This is a genomic window from Colwellia demingiae, from assembly GCF_007954275.1.
GTDB classification, from domain to species: domain Bacteria; phylum Pseudomonadota; class Gammaproteobacteria; order Enterobacterales; family Alteromonadaceae; genus Colwellia; species Colwellia demingiae.
In genome coordinates, this window is sequence record NZ_VOLT01000006.1 from 243,457 (window position 1) to 263,495 (window position 20,039).

General features: G+C 37.2%; 17 protein-coding genes and 4 tRNA genes. 5 read left to right on the top strand and 16 right to left on the bottom strand.

The features are described 5' to 3' along the window. Window positions 1-360: 360 nt before the first annotated feature. From hupB to ESZ36_RS13610, 9 genes are all read right to left on the bottom strand, one after another. Entirely contained in the window at window positions 361-633 is a 273-nt protein-coding gene (hupB, locus tag ESZ36_RS13570) for a nucleoid-associated protein HU-beta (RefSeq protein WP_011044534.1), read from the bottom strand. Between the two features lie 294 nt (window positions 634-927). Then, window positions 928-3,276 carry an endopeptidase La gene (lon, locus tag ESZ36_RS13575; RefSeq protein WP_146788884.1) on the bottom strand — a complete coding sequence of 783 codons (2,349 nt, stop codon included), beginning with the start codon at window positions 3,274-3,276 and terminating at the stop codon, window positions 928-930. Window positions 3,277-3,520: 244 nt separating this feature from the next. Next, a complete protein-coding gene (clpX, locus tag ESZ36_RS13580; protein WP_146788886.1) occupies window positions 3,521-4,795 on the bottom strand; it encodes an ATP-dependent protease ATP-binding subunit ClpX in 1,275 nt (424 codons plus the stop codon). 75 nt (window positions 4,796-4,870) lie between these two features. Then, window positions 4,871-5,518, bottom strand: coding sequence for an ATP-dependent Clp endopeptidase proteolytic subunit ClpP (gene clpP, locus ESZ36_RS13585; protein ID WP_281285046.1), 648 nt, complete (start codon window positions 5,516-5,518; stop codon window positions 4,871-4,873). A gap of 126 nt (window positions 5,519-5,644) precedes the next feature. Continuing rightward, complete coding sequence (gene tig, locus ESZ36_RS13590; RefSeq protein ID WP_146788890.1) at window positions 5,645-6,952, bottom strand: trigger factor; 1,308 nt, start codon at window positions 6,950-6,952, stop codon at window positions 5,645-5,647. Between the two features lie 757 nt (window positions 6,953-7,709). Next, window positions 7,710-7,786: transfer RNA gene (locus ESZ36_RS13595), tRNA-Pro, on the bottom strand. Window positions 7,787-7,835: 49 nt separating this feature from the next. Continuing rightward, window positions 7,836-7,911, bottom strand: a tRNA-His gene (locus ESZ36_RS13600). Window positions 7,912-7,944: 33 nt separating this feature from the next. Further along, a tRNA-Arg gene (locus ESZ36_RS13605) sits at window positions 7,945-8,021 on the bottom strand. Between the two features lie 44 nt (window positions 8,022-8,065). Then, window positions 8,066-8,142: transfer RNA gene (locus ESZ36_RS13610), tRNA-Pro, on the bottom strand. Window positions 8,143-8,453: 311 nt separating this feature from the next. On the opposite strand from ESZ36_RS13610, the gene folD reads away from it, so the two are divergent. Further along, window positions 8,454-9,308, top strand: a complete 855-nt coding sequence (folD, locus tag ESZ36_RS13615; RefSeq protein ID WP_146788892.1) for a bifunctional methylenetetrahydrofolate dehydrogenase/methenyltetrahydrofolate cyclohydrolase FolD — start codon at window positions 8,454-8,456, stop codon at window positions 9,306-9,308. Window positions 9,309-9,424: 116 nt separating this feature from the next. Here folD and cysS read toward each other — a convergent pair whose 3' ends face one another. Continuing rightward, complete coding sequence (gene cysS / locus ESZ36_RS13620) at window positions 9,425-10,834, bottom strand: cysteine--tRNA ligase (protein ID WP_146788894.1); 1,410 nt, start codon at window positions 10,832-10,834, stop codon at window positions 9,425-9,427. A 426-nt stretch (window positions 10,835-11,260) separates the two neighbouring features. On the opposite strand from cysS, the gene ESZ36_RS13625 reads away from it, so the two are divergent. Beyond that, window positions 11,261-11,752 carry a peptidylprolyl isomerase gene (locus tag ESZ36_RS13625; RefSeq protein ID WP_146788896.1) on the top strand — a complete coding sequence of 164 codons (492 nt, stop codon included), beginning with the start codon at window positions 11,261-11,263 and terminating at the stop codon, window positions 11,750-11,752. Between the two features lie 14 nt (window positions 11,753-11,766). Further along, on the top strand, window positions 11,767-12,513 hold the full coding sequence (locus tag ESZ36_RS13630) for a UDP-2,3-diacylglucosamine diphosphatase (protein ID WP_146788897.1): 747 nt from the start codon (window positions 11,767-11,769) through the stop codon (window positions 12,511-12,513). A 102-nt stretch (window positions 12,514-12,615) separates the two neighbouring features. Here ESZ36_RS13630 and miaE read toward each other — a convergent pair whose 3' ends face one another. Beyond that, window positions 12,616-13,392: a tRNA isopentenyl-2-thiomethyl-A-37 hydroxylase MiaE gene (gene miaE / locus ESZ36_RS13635; RefSeq protein WP_146788899.1), complete on the bottom strand. Its 777-nt coding sequence runs from the start codon at window positions 13,390-13,392 to the stop codon at window positions 12,616-12,618. Between the two features lie 132 nt (window positions 13,393-13,524). Between miaE and ESZ36_RS13640 the strand changes: the two genes are divergently transcribed. Further along, window positions 13,525-13,830, top strand: coding sequence for a hypothetical protein (locus ESZ36_RS13640; RefSeq protein ID WP_146788901.1), 306 nt, complete (start codon window positions 13,525-13,527; stop codon window positions 13,828-13,830). A 215-nt stretch (window positions 13,831-14,045) separates the two neighbouring features. Beyond that, on the top strand, window positions 14,046-14,645 hold the full coding sequence (locus tag ESZ36_RS13645; protein WP_011044546.1) for a Yip1 family protein: 600 nt from the start codon (window positions 14,046-14,048) through the stop codon (window positions 14,643-14,645). Window positions 14,646-14,785: 140 nt separating this feature from the next. Here ESZ36_RS13645 and purF read toward each other — a convergent pair whose 3' ends face one another. The 5 genes from purF to accD all read right to left on the bottom strand — a co-directional run bounded on the left by purF (window position 14,786) and on the right by accD (window position 19,919). Then, window positions 14,786-16,303 carry an amidophosphoribosyltransferase gene (purF, locus tag ESZ36_RS13650; protein ID WP_146788903.1) on the bottom strand — a complete coding sequence of 506 codons (1,518 nt, stop codon included), beginning with the start codon at window positions 16,301-16,303 and terminating at the stop codon, window positions 14,786-14,788. Window positions 16,304-16,473: 170 nt separating this feature from the next. Next, on the bottom strand, window positions 16,474-16,956 hold the full coding sequence (locus ESZ36_RS13655) for a CvpA family protein (RefSeq protein ID WP_146788905.1): 483 nt from the start codon (window positions 16,954-16,956) through the stop codon (window positions 16,474-16,476). Window positions 16,957-17,046: 90 nt separating this feature from the next. After that, the gene (locus ESZ36_RS13660) at window positions 17,047-17,661 is read right to left on the bottom strand and encodes an SPOR domain-containing protein (RefSeq protein ID WP_146788907.1); all 615 of its coding nucleotides are present in this window, start codon (window positions 17,659-17,661) and stop codon (window positions 17,047-17,049) included. Window positions 17,662-17,688: 27 nt separating this feature from the next. Then, window positions 17,689-19,002: a bifunctional tetrahydrofolate synthase/dihydrofolate synthase gene (gene folC, locus ESZ36_RS13665; protein ID WP_146788909.1), complete on the bottom strand. Its 1,314-nt coding sequence runs from the start codon at window positions 19,000-19,002 to the stop codon at window positions 17,689-17,691. Window positions 19,003-19,061: 59 nt separating this feature from the next. Continuing rightward, window positions 19,062-19,919, bottom strand: a complete 858-nt coding sequence (gene accD / locus ESZ36_RS13670) for an acetyl-CoA carboxylase, carboxyltransferase subunit beta (RefSeq protein ID WP_146788911.1) — start codon at window positions 19,917-19,919, stop codon at window positions 19,062-19,064. Window positions 19,920-20,039 lie beyond the last annotated feature (120 nt).

Here is a 20,039-nt window from a genome sequence, read left to right on the forward strand (position 1 = left end):
ACTTAGCGAGAATTAAAAGGCTTAGAGGCAAGGCATTGATTGAGGAGAATGGTTATTCCATTGTCGAAGTCAATAATGCCGCATGTAAGCCTATTAATCTCGCCCTTGGGAGTTTATTAGCAAACTGATAACAGCACAAAATAAATAAAATATAGAATAACTATGTTTAAGAAATTTTGTTTGTTCTAAGCTCGCTTATATAACTCTAAGTTGGCCAATTCATTAGTGCAATTGGTATAGCATTGCTTGAAGCACTACATGTGCTGAATGCAAAGTTTTTATTTTTACTTGGGGGATAAAGTAAAAAACCACCTAAAAGGTGGTTTCTAATACGCGGTATAACTTAGCCCAAATTGGTGACTAGTTACATGCGTCTTTTAATGCTTTACCAGCTTTGAAAGATGGTATTTTTGCAGCTGCGATCTGGATAGTAGCACCCGTTTGTGGGTTACGACCAGTACGAGCAGCACGGTCACGTACAGAGAAAGTACCAAAACCAACAAGAGCAACTTGCTCGCCATCTTTTAATTCATCAGTTACAGCGCCAATAAATGAATCTAATGCACGACCCGCAGCAGCTTTTGAAATGTCTGCACCAGCAGCAATTTTCTCGATTAGTTGAGATTTATTCACAGTGTATACCCCTTCAATTGTTATTATGCAACGCTATCCTTTTTAATAATGTATTCAATCTAAATTAAATTTTGATTGAATACTTGAAGCGTTGAGTTTAGAAAATATTATACTCTCTAGTACCCCCCAATTCATCTATATAACATAGGGAGTAAGGGGTCTAGCGATATAAGCGTAGTTAACTTACCATAGTTTCAGCGTTTGAAAAGCGAAAATTGCTTTTTATTGCAATATTTTTAGCTTTTTTGACCTTTTTTGATATAAATCATCAAAATAGGCCAAGCTTTAAGCAAATTATTTTTCTACTTTCCATTCTTCTACAGGCTGTTCAAGCGCTAGAGCCAATACCTCATCGATCCACTTTACTGGGTGGATAGATAATTCAGCTTTAACATTTTCAGGGATTTCTTGTAAATCACGTTCATTTTCATGCGGTATTATGACTGTTTTTATACCGCCACGATGTGCTGCAAGTAACTTCTCTTTTAAACCACCTATAGCTAATACTTCACCTCGAAGAGTTATTTCACCTGTCATGGCAACATCTGCTTTAACCGGGTTACCAGTTAAACTTGATACTAACGCGGTACACATACCAACTCCGGCACTAGGTCCATCTTTTGGTGTTGCCCCTTCAGGAACATGAACATGGATATCACGCTTTTCATAGAAATCTTCATTAATACGAAGCTTCTCGGTGCGACTTCGTACCACGGTCATCGCAGCTTGAATAGACTCTTGCATAACGTCACCAAGAGAACCGGTATAAGTCAATTTGCCTTTACCAGGTACAGAAGCTGTTTCTATAGTAAGTAATTCTCCTCCAACTTGCGTCCAAGCCAAACCGGTTACTAAGCCAACTCGGTTCTTATCATCTGCTTTGCCGTAGTCAAAGCGCTGTACACCTAAAAACTCATTGAGGTTTTCTTGGTTAATGGTCACTTTATTCAATTTTTTATCAAGTAAAATTGATTTCACTGCTTTGCGACATAATTTAGATATTTCACGTTCTAAACTACGTACACCAGCCTCACGTGTGTAATAGCGAATAATGCCCACGATTGCACTGTCATCAATGTCTATTTCTTTAGCTTTTAAACCGTTTCGTTCAATTTGCTTATTAACGAGATGATTTCGTGCAATATTTAGCTTTTCATCTTCGGTATAGCCTGACAAACGTATGACTTCCATTCGATCTAACAATGGGCCAGGAATATCCATACTATTAGAGGTAGCAACAAACATCACATCCGATAAATCATAATCAACTTCAAGGTAGTGATCATTAAACGTAGTATTTTGCTCTGGGTCTAACACCTCAAGTAAAGCTGATGCTGGATCACCACGCATATCAGAGGCCATTTTATCAATTTCATCCAATAAGAAAAGTGGATTTTTAACCCCTACTTTTGATATTTTTTGAATTAGTTTACCTGGCAGTGAACCTATATAAGTACGTCTATGCCCACGAATTTCAGCTTCATCACGAACTCCACCTAAGGCCATACGAACATATTTACGTCCGGTAGATTTAGCAATTGACTGGCCAAGTGAGGTCTTACCAACACCTGGAGGTCCAACTAAACAAAGAATAGGACCTTTTAACTGGCTTACTCGTTGCTGTACGGATAGATACTCTAAAATACGCTCTTTAACTTTATCTAAGCCATAATGATCTTTATCAAGTACTTCCTGAGCAAGCGCAAGATTACGTTTTAATTTACTACGCTTCTTCCAAGGCACATTTATCATACAATCTATATAGCTACGTACTACTGTTGCTTCGGCAGACATAGGTGACATCATTTTCAGCTTTTGAAACTCAGCTAAAGTCTTTTCCTTGGCTTCTTCAGGCATTTGCGCTTCTTCAATACGCTTAGCCATTTGTTCAAGCTCGTCAGGGGTGTCTTCACCTTCATTAAGCTCTTTTTGAATGGCTTTCATTTGCTCATTCAAGTAATAATCGCGTTGACTTTTTTCCATTTGCTTTTTAACACGCGTACGAATTTTCTTTTCAATTTGAAGTAAGTCTATCTCACCTTCCATTAATGCCATCAAGTGTTCTAAACGCACATTGACATCAATAATTTCTAAGATTTTTTGCTTGTCAGCCAGTTTAAGAGGCATATGAGCAGCCATAGTATCGGCAAGTTGCTCAGCATCATCAATACCCGATACAGAAGTCAGTACTTCAGGTGGGATTTTTTTATTAAGTTTTACATATCCTTCAAACTGAGAAATAGCCGAACGAATTAATACTTCAATATCCTCATTGGGTTCAGTATTTAGACTAACATATTCAATTTCTGCGCTGAAATATTCTTCTGTTTCAACAAACTTGTTTATCGTTGCACGCTGTGCACCTTCGACCAAGACTTTCACAGTACCATCGGGAAGTTTTAACATCTGTAAAATAGTGGCAACGGTACCTGTACTGTATACGTCTTCAGCAGTAGGATCATCGATAGCAGCATCTTTTTGTGCAACAAGAAATACTTGCTTATCGTTTTCCATGGCTAAATCTAGACAGCGAATTGATTTTTCACGACCAACAAAAAGTGGAATAACCATTTGCGGGTAAACAACAACATCTCTTAAGGCTAAAACGGGGATCTCAACGACACCAGATAATTCTTTACTCATTGGCTACTCTTCTTGGGAATTGTTTTAATTGAAAAAAAATAAAGCTATAGAATCTATATGGGGCTAGGCTGTTAACTTTCAACAATAGATAAAAAATAAAGCGCTAAACTCACTAATTATTAAGTAATTAATTGTATCCTTGGATCAAAAAAGCCTCAAGCAGTCAGTAATTATTATACTTAATAATTACTGACTGCTTGAGGCTAATATATTTAAAGCTAAGCTTTACATCAATATGATGAAATTACTCGGAAGCAGCTTGTTCTTGTTTGCTATCATAAATAACAATCGGCTTGCTCTCACCTTTGATTGTATTTTCATCAACAACAATTTTGCTAACATTTTCCATCGATGGTAATTCATACATGGTGTCAAGCAAAACAGCTTCAACAATAGAGCGTAAACCACGAGCACCTGTTTTTCTATCCATTGCTTTACGAGCGATAGCTTGTAGTGCATCCGTTCTAAACTCTAACTCGACATTTTCCATATCAAATAGTGCGGTGAACTGTTTAGTTAACGCATTTTTAGGTTCTTGCAATATTTGAATAAGGGCATCTTCATCGAGTTCACGTAATGTTGCTAAAACAGGTAAACGTCCAATAAACTCTGGAATTAGACCATATTTAACTAAATCTTGCGGCTCAACATCAGCCAAACGATCAGTTAATGATATTTCTTGATCTTTGCCACGAACTTCAGCGCCAAAACCGATACCAGTACCGGTATGATTTCGCTGCTCAACAACTTTGTCTAAACCTGCAAACGCTCCACCACAAATAAAGAGTATTTTAGATGTATCTACTTGCAAAAATTCTTGTTGCGGATGCTTGCGTCCACCTTGAGGCGGCACAGAAGCGACGGTACCTTCAATAAGCTTTAATAAAGCTTGTTGAACACCTTCACCTGAGACATCACGGGTTATAGATGGATTATCTGACTTACGTGAGATCTTATCTATTTCATCAATGTAAACGATACCACGTTGAGCTTTCTCTACATCGTAATCACATTTCTGTAATAATTTTTGAATGATGTTCTCTACGTCTTCACCAACATAGCCAGCTTCAGTTAACGTGGTTGCATCTGCCATTGTAAATGGAACATCTAATAACCGTGCAAGGGTCTGCGCTAATAATGTTTTACCACTACCTGTAGGCCCAATAAGCAAGATGTTACTTTTGCCAAGCTCAATACCATTATGACTATCACCATTACGTAATCGCTTATAATGATTATAAACAGCAACTGCTAAAACTTTTTTCGCATGGTCTTGACCAATAACGTATTCATCGAGGCTCTCACGGATCTCGATAGGAGAAGGCAATGCTTCTTTACTTTCTTTTGGCGAAATTTCAGAAATTTCTTCGCGAATAATGTCATTACATAACTCTACACATTCATCACAAACAAAGACTGATGGTCCAGCAATTAATTTACGTACTTCATGTTGGCTTTTGCCACAAAATGAGCAGTAAAGTAATTTACCATTATCGCCACCACTTTTAATATCAGTCATGCCCTACCTCTAAACTTTTAATACCAATAAATCCATTTATTACTCAATCTACACCGCTAAGTATACACCGAAATCCTATTTATCGTTACGTTGTTCTAATATGGAGTCAACTAATCCATATTCAACTGCTGCTTCTGCACTTAAAAAATTATCTCTGTCTGTATCTTGAGAAACTTTATCCAATGTTTGACCTGTGTGTTCAGCCATTAATTTATTAAGTTTTTCTTTTATGAATAATATTTCTTTCGCATGAATTTCAAAATCTGACGCTTGCCCTTGGAAACCGCCTAAAGGTTGATGAATCATGACTCGAGCATTTGGTAAACAATAACGTTTACCTTTTTCACCACCTGACAATAAGAATGCGCCCATACTTGCCGCTTGGCCAATACACACAGTGCTAATGTTAGGTTTGATAAACTTCATGGTATCGTATATTGCCATACCCGCAGTTACTGAACCGCCCGGTGAGTTTATGTATAAATATATATCTTTATCAGGGCTTTCAGATTCTAAGAATAATAACTGCGCTATGATAAGATTAGCCATATGATCTTCAACTTGACCACAAAGGAAGATTACACGCTCTTTTAACAGCCTTGAGTATATATCATACGAACGCTCACCTTTAGCTGTTTGTTCAACAACCATAGGCACTAACGCGCTTTCAATACCTGTCGCACTGCTTTGTGATGAAACTTGAGATGATCTTTGTGATGTAATTTGAGAATTAAACAAGAGTATACCTTCCCTTAATAAATAATAATGGCCTGTATGTTGCCATACAAGCCATTAAATTTAAGCGATTGCTTAGTTAGTTGTCAATGTAAAACTAATGAAAAGTAAGCTTTACTTAGCTTCTGGGTTCATTATTTCATTGAAACTAGCTTTTTTATCAGAAACTTTAGCTTTTTCAACTAAAAGCTCAACGGCTTGTTCTTCTAAAGCAACATTTTGCATCTGCTGCATAAGCTCGTTGTTGTTAGCATAGTATTCGATAACTTCTTTAGGATCTTCATAAGCTGAAGCCGCAGAAGCAATAAGTTCATTTACTTTAGTTTCATCAACTTTAAGTTCATTTACTTTAATCACTTCACCTAAAAGTAAACCGATTTTAACACGACGCTCTGCTTGCTCTGTAAACATTTCAGCAGGTAATTGTGGTAAGTTTTTAGGATCCATTTGGCCTTGGAAACGTTGCATAGCTTGTTGACGTAAAACATCAACTTCTTGCGTAACAAGTGCTGCAGGTAAATCAACTTCATGTCCAGCTAATAAGCCATCAATAACTTGCGTTTTAACTTTAGCTTTAACAGCTTGAGTTAATTCACGTGCCATATTTTTACTTACTTCAACACGTAAAGCTTCAACACCACCTTCTTCAATGCCAAAAAGTTTTGCAAACTCTTCATCGATTTCAGGTAAAATTGCACCTTCAGTTTTATGAATAACGATATCAAACTCAGCATCTTTACCTTTAAGATTTTCAGCATGATAATCTTCAGGGAAAGTAACTTTGATAGTTGCTTCATCACCGGCTTTCATACCAGTAACTTCTTTCTCAAAACCAGGGATCATACGACCAGCGCCTAGTTCAAGTTCAAAACCTTCAGCTTTACCACCTTCAAATTCTTCACCGTCTACACGACCAGTGAAATCAAGTGTTAATTTATCGCCTGATTTAGTTTTGCGTTTGTTTTCTTTCCATGTTTGATGTTGCTTTTGTAGCGTAACAAACATTTCATCTAAATCGGCATCAGTCACGTCAACTTGTGGACGTTCAATAGCGATTTTTTCTAAATCTTTTAATTCAACTACAGGGTACACTTCAAAAGTTGCTTCAAACTCTAATGCTTTACCATCTTCATTGCTTTTAGCAACAAATGAAGGACGGCCAGCTGGATTGATTTTTTCTGCAACAATAGCATCAACAAAGTTACGCTGCATGATTTCACCAGCAACTTCTTGACGTACTGACTTGCCGAAGCGTTTTTGAACTACTGACGGTGGTACTTTACCTGGACGGAAACCGTTAATACGCTGTGTTTTACTGATTTGACGAAGACGATTCTTTACTTCTACATCTACTTTTTCGGCCGGAACAGAAATAGTCAAACGACGTTCCAAACCTTGTGTAGTCTCAACTGAAACTTGCATTTAAATACCTCAAAAACTTAGCGTATTACGCTTTTACGCATCAATTAATAGTCAACACTTTTGATAAAACTTACCAAATTGGTGACAATATGATGCCCTGTTACAAAAATTATGACGACGAATTATAGCGAGACAAAAAAAAAGTTGCAAGGTGTAAGTTTTAACCTATCAATAATTTATACCTATCGGACTATTTTATTGAGCACTTAGCGAGAATTAAAAGGTTTAGAGGTAGGCATTAATTGAAGAGAATAGTTATTCTATTGTCAAAATCAATAACGCCGCATGTAAGTCTTTACTTTTTATTAGGTACTCGTCTTTCGGAGGCCCATTAGCAAACGGATAACAACACAAAATGAAAGAAATATAGAATAACTATGTTTCATTCATTTTTCTTGTTTTAAGCTCGATAATGTAACTCTAAGCCGACCAATAAATCAATCCATTTGGTATTATTCATCATTCAGTTGCATTGACTAATATTTAAGTAAATTAAGGTTTTAGTTGGTCGTGTGTTTTCAGATTGGTTTTATTTTTTATATTCATAGGGTGTTTATGCACGGAAACACTTCGCATATTAAACAAGATGCAATAAATAATATTTTACAATGAAGGATTAGTCGCAAAAGAAGTATAAATTTACAGTGGATAATTTACAGTGGATAATTTAATTGTGGATAAAGATTATTAGATTATTAGATTATTAGATTATTAATAACTGAAGATTTCATGGAGTTGTAACTGATTGAAGAGAAAGTGGTCGGTGATGCAAGATTCGAACTTGCGACCCCTTGGACCCAAACCAAGTGCGCTACCAAGCTGCGCTAATCACCGACATATTCTCTCAATATTTTATTAGTAGAAGATACTAATAAAGTAAAGATGGGGTGGCTAAAGGGACTTGAACCCTCGACAACCGGAATCACAATCCGGGGCTCTACCAACTGAGCTATAGCCACCATAACACTTTTTCATTTCCCCATACCTAAGTATGGTGCGCCCTGTAGGATTTGAACCTACGACCCACGCCTTAGAAGGGCGTTGCTCTATCCAGCTGAGCTAAGGGCGCGAATTTTCCTACAAAGCATATCCACTTAAACTAAAAAATAAAAGTGGTCGGTGATGCAAGATTCGAACTTGCGACCCCTTGGACCCAAACCAAGTGCGCTACCAAGCTGCGCTAATCACCGATTTATGCTGTCTCAACTAACAGTAAACTGCCTCGTTTCAACGGATGCGGATATTACCGAGTTGCTTAACTTCAGTCAAACCTTTTTTTTAAATAAATAACTGTTCGGTCATTTTTAACACAAGTAGCTGCATTCTTCTTCTAGTGATAGTGATGTCTGTAGTTTATTTAAACAAACCAAGTTTTATTACTATTTTATCTATATAAAAAAGCATTTACCCTTTAAATAAAGTAAACCTACAATACGAGTGTCGTTTATGGCAAAATAGCGGTGTTTTTTTATCACTTAAAACCAAGGTCAGCAGTAGAGTTATGAGAGCATCATTGATCGATGGCAAAGCAATTGCCAAAAAGCTTAGAGATTCAGTTAAAGAAGAAGTTGATTTACGTATTAGTAATGGCCAAAGAGTACCTGGCTTAGCCGTTATTTTAGTGGGTTGCGATCCTGCCTCTCAAGTATATGTCGGGAGTAAACGTAAAGCATGTGAAGAAGTTGGCTTTATTTCTCGCTCTTATGATTTACCACACACTACTTCTGAGCAAGAGCTTTTGACTTTGGTAAGTGAATTAAATAACGATGACTCTATAGACGGTATTTTAGTGCAGCTGCCTTTACCAAAAAATTTAAATGCTGATTTAATTATTGAGCACATTAACCCACTTAAAGATGTTGACGGTTTTCATCCATCTAATGTTGGTAAGTTGGTGTTAAGACAGCCAGGTTTAAGACCTTGTACACCCAAGGGCATTGTTACATTAATTAAATCAACCGGTATAGATCCTAAAGGCTTAGATGCACTTGTTATTGGTGCCTCAAATATTGTTGGTCGACCTATGGGTTTAGAGCTATTACTTGCCAAGTGCACTGTAACGACAACGCATCGCTTTACTAAAGACTTAGAAGGTAAAGTGCGAAATGCTGACCTGATTGTGGTAGCCGTTGGCAAGCCTGGTTTTATTCCGGGTGAATGGATTAAAGAAGGCGCTATAGTTATTGATGTAGGCATTAACCGTTTAGACAATGGGAAATTAGTTGGTGATGTAGACTTTGGTGCAGCTAAAGAAAGAGCTTCATTTATCACTCCTGTACCTGGAGGTGTTGGTCCAATGACAGTAGCAAGTCTAATTGAAAATACGCTAATTGCTTGTCAGCAATCATCTAAATAATAGCGCCATTAAAAATTTAAAGCTTAATCAAATTTAAAGCTAAAAAAAGGGTGAGCACTTAGTGCTCACCCTTTTTTGTTATTAACATGTCTTTTTAAAAGTACTTAAATCATGCTTTAAGCTTTACGCCACGTAGTTTTACCCGCACTATCTTCTAAAACAATGTTCATGGCATTAAGCTTGTCACGAGCATCGTCTGCCATAGCCCAATCTTTATCAATACGTGCTTGATTACGTTGTACAATAAGTGCTTCAATTATTGCAACTTCATCATTATCATTATCGCCTTGTAAGAACGCGGCAGGGTCAAGTTGTAATAAACCAACAATCTTCCCCAGAGCGACTAATGTTGAGGCTAAATCAATCGCTAAGGCATTGTTACTTGCGGCCTTAGCCACATTCAACTCTTTCGACATTTCAAATAGTACGGCCAATGCTTGTGGCGTATTAAAGTCATCATCCATTGCTTGGCAAAATTGTTTAACAAAGCTTGAGTCTTTATTGATGACATAATCACTTTCGATATTCACATCACGAAGTGAAGTATAAATACGCTCTACAGATGCTCTCGCTTGCGTTAAGTTATCAGTAGAATAATTTAACTGACTACGATAGTGACCTGTTGTTAAGAAGAACCTTACTGTTTCAGCATCATACTGCGCTAATACATCACGTATAGTAAAAAAATTACCTAATGATTTAGACATTTTTTCTTGATCGACTTGCACCATACCTGTGTGCATCCAGTAATTAACATAAGGAGTATTAAGGGCACAGCAGCTTTGCGCTATTTCATTTTCATGATGAGGAAAAGTTAAGTCAGAGCCACCACCGTGAATGTCAAAATGATGACCTAGCTCTTTAGCATTCATGGCTGAACATTCAATATGCCAACCCGGACGACCTTCTCCCCAAGGAGATGACCAACTTGGTTCACCCGGTTTCGCTGATTTCCACAGTACAAAATCAAGCGGATTATTTTTATTCTGATCAACTTCAACGCGTGAACCTGATTGTAATTGTTCTAGATTTTGCCCACTAAGCTTACCGTAATCATTGTAGCTAGAAACATCAAACAATACATCACCCTGCCCTGTAGACGCTGCGTTAGCACCCGCTACATAGGCATGTTCCTTAGCCACTAAGGTTTCAATCATCGCGATGATTTCATTCATATGCGTGGTGACTCTCGGCTCTAAGTCGGGCCTAGCCATATTAAGTGCATCAAAGTCTTGATGCATTGCGGCAATTGTTCGCTCAGTTAACGCTTCAGTCGTTTCATTATTTTCATTGGCTCTGTTGATTATTTTATCTTCAACATCGGTGATGTTACGGACATAATTAACATCATAGCCAGAAAATCGTAGGTAACGAGCAATATTATCGAAGCTAATATAGGTGCGACCGTGACCTATATGGCATAAGTCATAAACTGTGCAACCACAAACATATAAGCCTACTTTACCTGCATTAATTGGTGTAAAGGTTTCTTTTTGACGACTTAACGTGTTGTAAATCTGCAACATGATATTTTATGACTCCTACTGAGTAGTTTTTATTGAATAGTTTCGGTTGAATAAGGTTATACCCGTTCCACTTCAAAATACGGATTCAGTGGTAATTTAAAATACTTTAGGCAAGGCATTCATTGTAAAGAATGGTTATTCCCTTCTTAAAATGAATAACACAGCTTAAAGTTTTTTAAAAACCACCCGAAGGGGAACACAGCGCAACATCACTTCGTTGTTGCACCAATTTGTAAGGGAATGCCATGACTTCATTGGTGCGCCTATAAGTGAAATTCCTCTGTGATCCTGAATTTTTATCTTGAAGTAGAGCGGGTATTAATTGTACCTGAACAAATCTAAAGGATCATCAATACTAATGCACTTTATAGTAAGTTAGCGTACAATTATGCCAATTAATTTATAAGAACTTAAGTAGAGACAATTATGATCACACTAAAAACCAGTCTTGGCGATATTAAAATCGAATTAGACTTCGAAAACGCTCCTGTTACTGCGAAAAATTTCCAGCAATATGTAGAAGAAGGACATTACAATGGCACCATCTTTCATCGCGTAATTAAAGGTTTTATGGCACAAGGTGGTGGTTTCGCTCCGGGTTTAGAAGAAAAAGAAACTCGCGCAAGCATTAAGAATGAAGCAAACAATGGTTTAAGTAACAAACTAGGTTCTTTAGCAATGGCACGAACTCAAGAGCCACATTCAGCTTCTGCGCAGTTCTTCATTAATCTAACTGATAATAACTTCTTAGATTTCAGCAGTGAGTCTATGCAAGGTTGGGGTTATTGTGTTTTTGGTAACGTAGTTGAAGGTATGGATATTGTCGACAAAATGGCTTTAGTTGAAACTGGCAACATGTATGGTCATGGTGACGTTCCAAAAGACGACATTTTGATTGAATCTGCGATTGTTGAATAACCTAGCAGCCTGTAATGATTGAAGATAATAAATCAGCAATAACTTATTTTATTGCTGATTTGCACCTTAGCGAAAACAGGCCTGACATCAGCGCCTGTTTTTTACGATTTTTAGAAAGTGATGCTATAGAAGCTGAAAAGCTTTATATCCTAGGCGACTTATTTGAAGCCTGGGTTGGTGATGATGATGATAGCCCATTTCTTAAAACTATCGCTGATGCACTCACTAAGCTAAGCCAATCAGGGACAATAATTTATTACATTCACGGTAATAGAGATTTTCTAATTGGTAAGCGTTATGCGAAACAAGCAAGTATGCTGCTTCTCCCAGAAGTGGATACTATCGATCTTTATGGTCGACATGTAGTCATTATGCATGGTGATACCTTATGTACTCGCGATGTCGACTATCAAGTGTTTAGAAAAAAGTCTCGTTCTTGGTGGTGGCAAGCAGCGATTAAAAGTCTACCGTTATTTATACGTAAAAAAATAGCCGCTGACTATAGAAAGAAAAGTGCTACTGCTACTGCAACAAAGTCACAAGAAATCATGGACGTTACCGAAAGCGAGGTGATTGTATGTCTGCAAAAATATCAAAGCCAATTGTTAATTCATGGTCATACACACAGACCTGCTATCCATGAGATTTCTGCAAATGGTGAGAGTGCTAAACGTATCGTCTTGGGCGATTGGTATGAGCAAGGTGCTTGGCTAAAAGTAACAGCTAATTCTATTGAGTTACTAAACCAATCTTTAACCTAATATATTTTTGTATGCCTAACAATTATTTACTATCTCGAATATAACGGACAACATAAGTTGCCCGTTACTATTAAAAACAGCAATTAAAGCAATTTCAATAAATTAAACTGGCGTTCCAGAGTGAAATTTGAAATCTTCATCTGGTGATAAGATTAATTCAGCTTCTACCTTGGCAAAGTAAGCTACCCGCTCACTAATATCCTTCCCCGAAACTTGTCCAGCTAGTGTCAAGTAATCCTGATAATGGCGAGCCTCTGAGCGCAGTAGAGACACATAAAATTTATTCAAATCATCATCTAAATGTGGTGCCAACTTAGCAAAACGCTCACACGAACGCGCCTCAATGTAAGCACCAATAATTAACTTATCAACTAATGCATCAGGTTCAAAAGTTTTAACATGCTTTAGCATACCCTTGGCGTAACGACCCGCAGTGATCCCATCAAAAGGAATATCTCGCTTTACCATAATTTCTAGTACTTGATAAAAGTGATGTAACTCCTCTTTTATCAAGAGTACCATTTTATCAATAAGATCTTGGCTATAAGGCGACTTACCTTGAGCATTACTACTTTTAGGTAAAATAGCTTTAGAGAGGTTATTTTTATTAGCAAGTGATGCTAAATCGCCTCGCTTTCGATATAAGAAATCCTCATAAGGTTCAAACCATTCAAGTAATACCTTACTACTGTCTTTATCTACGGCATATTTTCGAATGAGGTACATCGCAGTTTGTCCAGCTTTAAGTTCGCAGGCTAAATGGTCTCGCAAAATTATCGGTAAGTTTTCTTTTTTCTTGGCTTCATTTACCCACGCATCAGGCGTTTCGCAGGATAAAAATTTCAATATAGGTTCGAGTAATTTTTCGGCTTCTGTCATCTGTATATCTCAGTACTAAATAGCTAATAAATTCTTTTAAGTGAATTTTAATGTAAATTATTACGCTATTTTAAAAGTCTATTTCTTGAGATACTAGCATAATCTGTTTTTTACCCTACATAGATCAAATTTATGCCTTCTATAATAAAAAAAACGCTCACAAGTAAAAATGCAGCCCAAAAACTTGTTAAAAAACACGATAAGCTAGTGCATAGTGAAAACATGGCAGTGACTTCTCATGTTCAACGAGAATGTGATGATTGGATAATTAATACCCTAATGCTTGATAACCTCGACGTCCCCTTTAAATACAAACGTAAGAAGCTTTACCAAGGTTTACAAGGGCAAAGAGTGAACCTTACTTATTATCCTGACACTGAAACGGTTGCCGGCTTTAGTATTGAAGTTATGTCAGTTGTACGAATCAAAGTCAGTTAGGATCACAAAAATAAATAGGTTCCTTATCGCATAAACTTATTAAAAACACTTTCTATAGAGCTTTATTGTTTATTTTTCCACCAACACTTGACGAATCACCTTATATCTCGCATAAATAAGGGTGTAATAATAAGAGTACTAATGACTTAATCATTTATTGTTGTTGTTTTAGACTAAAAGTACTTTCCGAATACTAACGTGCGAGAGGATTGATTATGATACTAAATCACATATGGGGGCTATACGCTCACCCTAAAGAAGAATGGCATGTTATTGAAAAGCGCCATGAAAGTTTAAGTTATAGTTTGATGCACATTTTGACCATAGCGCTCATTCCGACAATATGTTCTTACTATGCAGCTGCCCATATTGGCTGGACAATTGGTGTAGGCAACCCAATTAAAATAAGTGTAGAAAGTGCACAAATAATGGCTGTTAGCATGTATTTTGCTTTGATTTTTGGCGTATTCGCCTTAGCTTATTTGATTCAGTGGATGGCAAAAACATTTGACTCAAAACCTGACTTTGTTCAAGCACTTGAGCTTGCTGCATATACTGCAACACCATTACTTATGGTTGGCATTACCGCATTATTTCCAGTCTTATGGTTTGTTGCTTTAGCAGGTATTGCTGCGGTAGCTTACTCTATCTATCTTTTATATTCAGGTGTCCCTATTATGATGAATATCCCTGAAGAAAAAGGCTTTATCTACTCAAGTTCAGTGGTGACATGCGGATTAGTATTGTTAGTTGGCTTAATGGCATTTACCGCCGTAATGTGGACTATGGGCTTTGGTCCTGAGTTTGTTGCTTAGTTCACCTAAATACATAACGACTGAATAAATTTATAGTAAAATAAAAAGCCTTATTTCTAAAATAGAAATAAGGCTTTTTTATGTTTTTATATTCTAGAAAAGATATAAATCAATCAGTAGTTACTTAATTAGTATGCGTACTACTCTGCACCTTCATTGTACATATCAATAACAGAATCGGCATCTTTATCTGATTCTTCTTTGCTAGTATTGTTACGTAATGCATCTAACCTTTCTAAATATTCTTGGTCAATATCATTGGTTACATAATTACCATTAAATACTGAAGTATCAAAACTTTTTATTTCTGGATTGCCAACGCTAACTGCAGAGATTAAATCACCAAGAGATTGGTATATTAGTTTATCTGCACCAAGTAAATTACAAATATCATCTAATTCACGGCCATGTGCTATAAGTTCATTAGCACTTGGCATATCTATACCATAAACATTAGGGAATCTTACTTCAGGTGCCGCTGAAGCAAAATAAACTTTATTTGCACCTGCCGCACGCGCCATATTAATTATTTGTTCAGAGGTTGTTCCTCGAACAATAGAGTCGTCTACAAGTAAAACATTTTTACCCTTAAACTCTGTGGTAATAGCGTTAAGCTTTTGACGAACAGATTTTTTACGTTGCTCTTGACCCGGCATAATAAAAGTACGGCCAATATATCGGTTTTTAACAAAACCTTGTCGGTAAGGTAAGTTAAGCTGCTTTGCTATTTGTAAAGCAATATCGCAGGATGTTTCAGGGATTGGAATAACAACGTCAATATCAACATCTTGCCATTCTACGGCAATTTTCTCACCTAGCTTAGTTCCCATTTCTACACGAGAGGCATAAACAGACATTTTATCCATGGTTGAATCAGGACGGGCAAAATAAACAAATTCAAAAATACACGGGCTGTAAACAGGGTTTTCAGCACATTGCTGGCTATGAATTTGGCCATTTTCAGAAAAGAAAATTGTTTCACCTGGGGCAACATCACGTACAAAGTCAAAAGAACATGCATCGAGTGCTACTGATTCAGAAGCAACCATATACTCAACGCCTAACTCAGTTTCTCTCTTACCAAAAACTAAAGGACGGATACCGTTAGGATCACGAAATGCAATCATACCGTGGCCAACAATAAGAGCGACAGTAGCATATGCTCCACGAACACGTTTATGGACTTTAGCGACAGCATTAAAAATATCTTCCGGAGTAAGCGAAATATTTTCACTTTGCTGTAACTCATGCGCTAGGATGTTTAGTAAAACTTCTGAATCTGAAGTAGTGTTAACATGGCGACGAGCTTCATCAAATAGCCATGTTCTTAATTCTTCAGCATTGGTTAAATTACCGTTATGCGCTAATGACAAACCAAATGGAGAGTTTGCATAAAAAGGTTGTGCTTCTGAAGAGCTAGAAGTGCCCGCTGTCGGATAGCGAATATGACCAATACCAATATTTCCTTGTAGGCGAAGCATATGGCGAGTATGAAAAACATCTTTCACTAAACCATTGCCTTTTCTTAGCCGAAAAGTATTATTATGAATTGTTACAATACCAGCAGCATCTTGACCACGATGCTGAAGTACGGTTAATCCATCATATATATTCTGACTAACAGGGGTTTTACCGACAATACCAACAATACCACACATGAAATTCTCTCCACAAAAAAAACATTTAAATACTTACTTTAACTAAAGCATTTTGCTTAGGATGGTGTTAACCATCTAATAAATATTGAGTTATAAGATATTGAAATAATATCTTATAACTTATCGTATACGGATTTACTCCGCATGGACTTAGTCATTCTCAGCAACAACTAAGTTAAAAAACTTGATGACCCTTTAAGGTACTCAAAAAACCATTCGACGACCAAGGTAAACTCAGGAATTAATTGAGAGCTTTGCCACCACGGTGTTTTTGCTGCACCGGTAAAAGCATCGACAAAAAATAACATGGCACTGATAATGAGTACTCCTCGAAGTGCTCCAAAAACAAGCCCTAAAACACGATCTGTACCAGAAAGGCCTGTTTTGCTAACCAATTGCCCAATAAGATAATTAACCAAAGCACCAAGGACTAAGGTTGATATAAAAAGAATGGCGACGGCTGCGGCATTACGCAAAAAAGGATCAGAAATATTTGTTAACAGATTGGCGAGATTTGCGTAAAAAGTACTAGCAATGAAGAAGGCACTGATCCAAATAACTAGAGATACGGCTTCTTTGACAAAACCTCGTATTAAACTGACTAGTGTTGATACGCCTATAACGGCCAAAATGGCGTAATCTATCCAAACCATAACTTGAATGTCTCGTTGAGTTTATCTAAATTAGAGGCGCGCATTCTATCAGAATTAGCCAAATAATGCCTAGCATTTTATAAAAGTCCGCTACTTATTTGGTTCAAAATACGCAACTTTGCCTTGGATGCCTGTAAGGTTTTTTAAAGCGGGTAACTTTTTAACCATGGCGGTCTTTATTAATTCAGGTCCTATTATGACCTTAGTTAATGTGCCTTGCTTAGTTTTGATTGGTTTGGTAAAGGCGATATAGCCTTGAGATTTTAATTTTTTTAATAGCTGGGCAACATTATCTTTATTTTTAAAGCTCCCTAGATGGATAACCCAAGCTTCTTTAGCAACTGCTTTTTCAGGCAACTTCCTCTTTTGCTTGCTCGCTATTTTTACTGGGGGCTTCACTGCAGGCTTTGTTATTTCATTTGTTACTTGATGAACTTTTTTCGTCGGCTTTGAAGCTGAGTTATCAATAACTGTTTCATCGATTGCTTGTTCATTAGAGATAGGTGTCACTTTTTGTCGTACTAACTTATCTTCGGGAAATGGTTTGTTGGTCAATTGACCAGAAAACACCTCTGCTTTTGGGATTGCTTCAAAATCATCTTGGTGTGATTTTTTCTCTCCATCGAGTAAGTCTGGTAAGAAAATAATAACCACGGCTGCAACAATAATAGTCCCGACAAGGCGATTTTGAAACGGTGTAGACAAGAGACACTCCTAATTAATACTACTCAGCTACCCAATAGTTAGCTGAGCTCTGATTTTCGAAACGGTAAAAAATGAACCAAATACAAGAATTAAGTCAGACGAATTAGACTGCTTATTCGCCATTCTAAATGCCTCATCCACATTGTCAAAACAATTAACTGTATTTGTAAATAAAGCTAACTTACTTGCCATTGTTTCTTTTGTAGCAGCCCTTGGCACACTTAACGCTCCGGTATACCAAAAATCGACATCATCTTTTAATGATTCTAAACTCGCACTAATATCTTTATCGCCCAACATAGCAACCACTGCATAAATATTTTGATAGTTAGCTTTCTTTTTTATCTGCTTAAGGTAACCAGCGAGATAACGAGTAGCCTGTGGATTATGACCAACATCAAGAATAACATCACATAAACCCTTCTGTTTTATTAATTCAGTTCGTCCTGCAACCTTAGTCTTCGAAATAACTTCATTTACAAAATCAGATGTCAGCGTCAAGTTCAGCCTTTCTAATACCATAAGTGCAGTCGCGACATTATCCCGTGGGATATGAGTAGCTTTTAGTTCTGTTAACTGCGTCTTTTTGCTTTTCCAAGTCCACAGGAATTCGCTATTTTCAACGATAAAGTCCTGGTCACGTAAGAATAACCTGTCACTATAATTTTCATGTAACTGATTGGCATGGGCTAACACTGATTTTGGTGCGCTGGTATCACCAATAACAATGTCTTGCTCTTGTCGCATGATTCCTGCTTTTTCAAAACCAATAGTCTCTCTATCGTTGCCTAGAAAGCTTTGATGGTCGAGATCTATTGTTGTGATGACAGCTATATCAGCATCAATAATATTAGTTGCATCTAACCGGCCACCTAAGCCAACTTCAAGAATAATAAAACTTGGCTTAGCTTCCATTAACACGAGTAATGCAGCTAACGTCGTATACTCATAATAGCTAAGAGAAATATCTTCTCTGGCGTCTTCAATGCGTTTAAAAGCATTTATTAGGGCCAGATCTTCTACATCTTGCTTATTTATCCGCAGGCGCTCATTAAAGTGCTCAATATGAGGAGATGAATAAACCGCAACACCTCGCTGTGAAACAAGTTCTTTACTATTGAGTAAGGCGTTTTCAATGAAAGCGCAGGTGGTACCTTTACCATTAGTGCCTGCAACAGTAATAACCTTAGCAAAATTCAAATTAATAGCTAAGCGCTCTGCAACTTTGCCAACACGAGATAAGCCAAGGTCTATCTCAGTACTATGTAGGTTTTCTAAATAATAAAGCCACTGATCGAGATTAGTTAAATCTTGATAGTGGCTTGAATTGTATTTTGACATGTATTCATCAACAAGTGATTTGAGTTAAATAGACAATAACGGCTATTCGTTGATACTAATTACGAAACAACGCTAGTTTGGCCCATAAACTTACCTAACATACGCGCTAAAGTAACTTTCATTTCGCGGCGGTCAATAATCATATCAATTGCGCCTTTCTCTAATAAAAATTCACTGCGTTGGAAACCTTCAGGTAATTTCTCTCTAACGGTTTGCTCAATAACACGTGGACCAGCAAAACCAATTAGCGCTTTTGGCTCAGCAACATTGATGTCACCTAACATAGCCAAACTTGCTGATACACCGCCCATCGTTGGATCGGTTAATACAGAAACGTAAGGAAGACCTTTTTCACTCATTTTAGCGAGAGCTGCACTAGTCTTTGCCATTTGCATTAAAGAGAAAAGTGCTTCTTGCATACGGGCACCGCCACTAGCAGAGAAACATATAAAGGGTAGATTATGCTCTAAACAATACTCAACACCCTTAACAAAACGTGCGCCTACTACAGAAGCCATTGAACCGCCAAGGAATGCAAATTCAAACGCAGCAACGACAACTGGCATGCCGTGTAATTCACCTTTCATTACAACAAGAGCATCTTTCTCACCGGTATTCTTTTGCGCTGCACTTAAACGATCTTTATATCGTTTAGAGTCTTTAAACTTTAAGATATCTTGTGCTTCAAACTCTTCACCTAATTCCATGCGATTATCATGGTCAAGAAAGCTATCAATACGTTTACGAGCACTGATACGCATATGGTGGTCACATTTAGGACATACTGAAATTTGACGCTCTAATTCAGCTTTATAAAGCACGGCATTACATGAAGAACATTTACTCCATACACCTTCAGGAATGCTACTTTTTTGAGTCGTTTTTGCTCTCGGGAGAATTTTTTCTATCCAGCTCATAATTTTATTTTGGCCTGTTGCAACGAAATATCTGTCGGTTTATTGATGGAGCACTCCATCAAACTCTATTCTAAACCGCACATTAGACCATAGTATAACCTATAGAATATAGAAAAAACT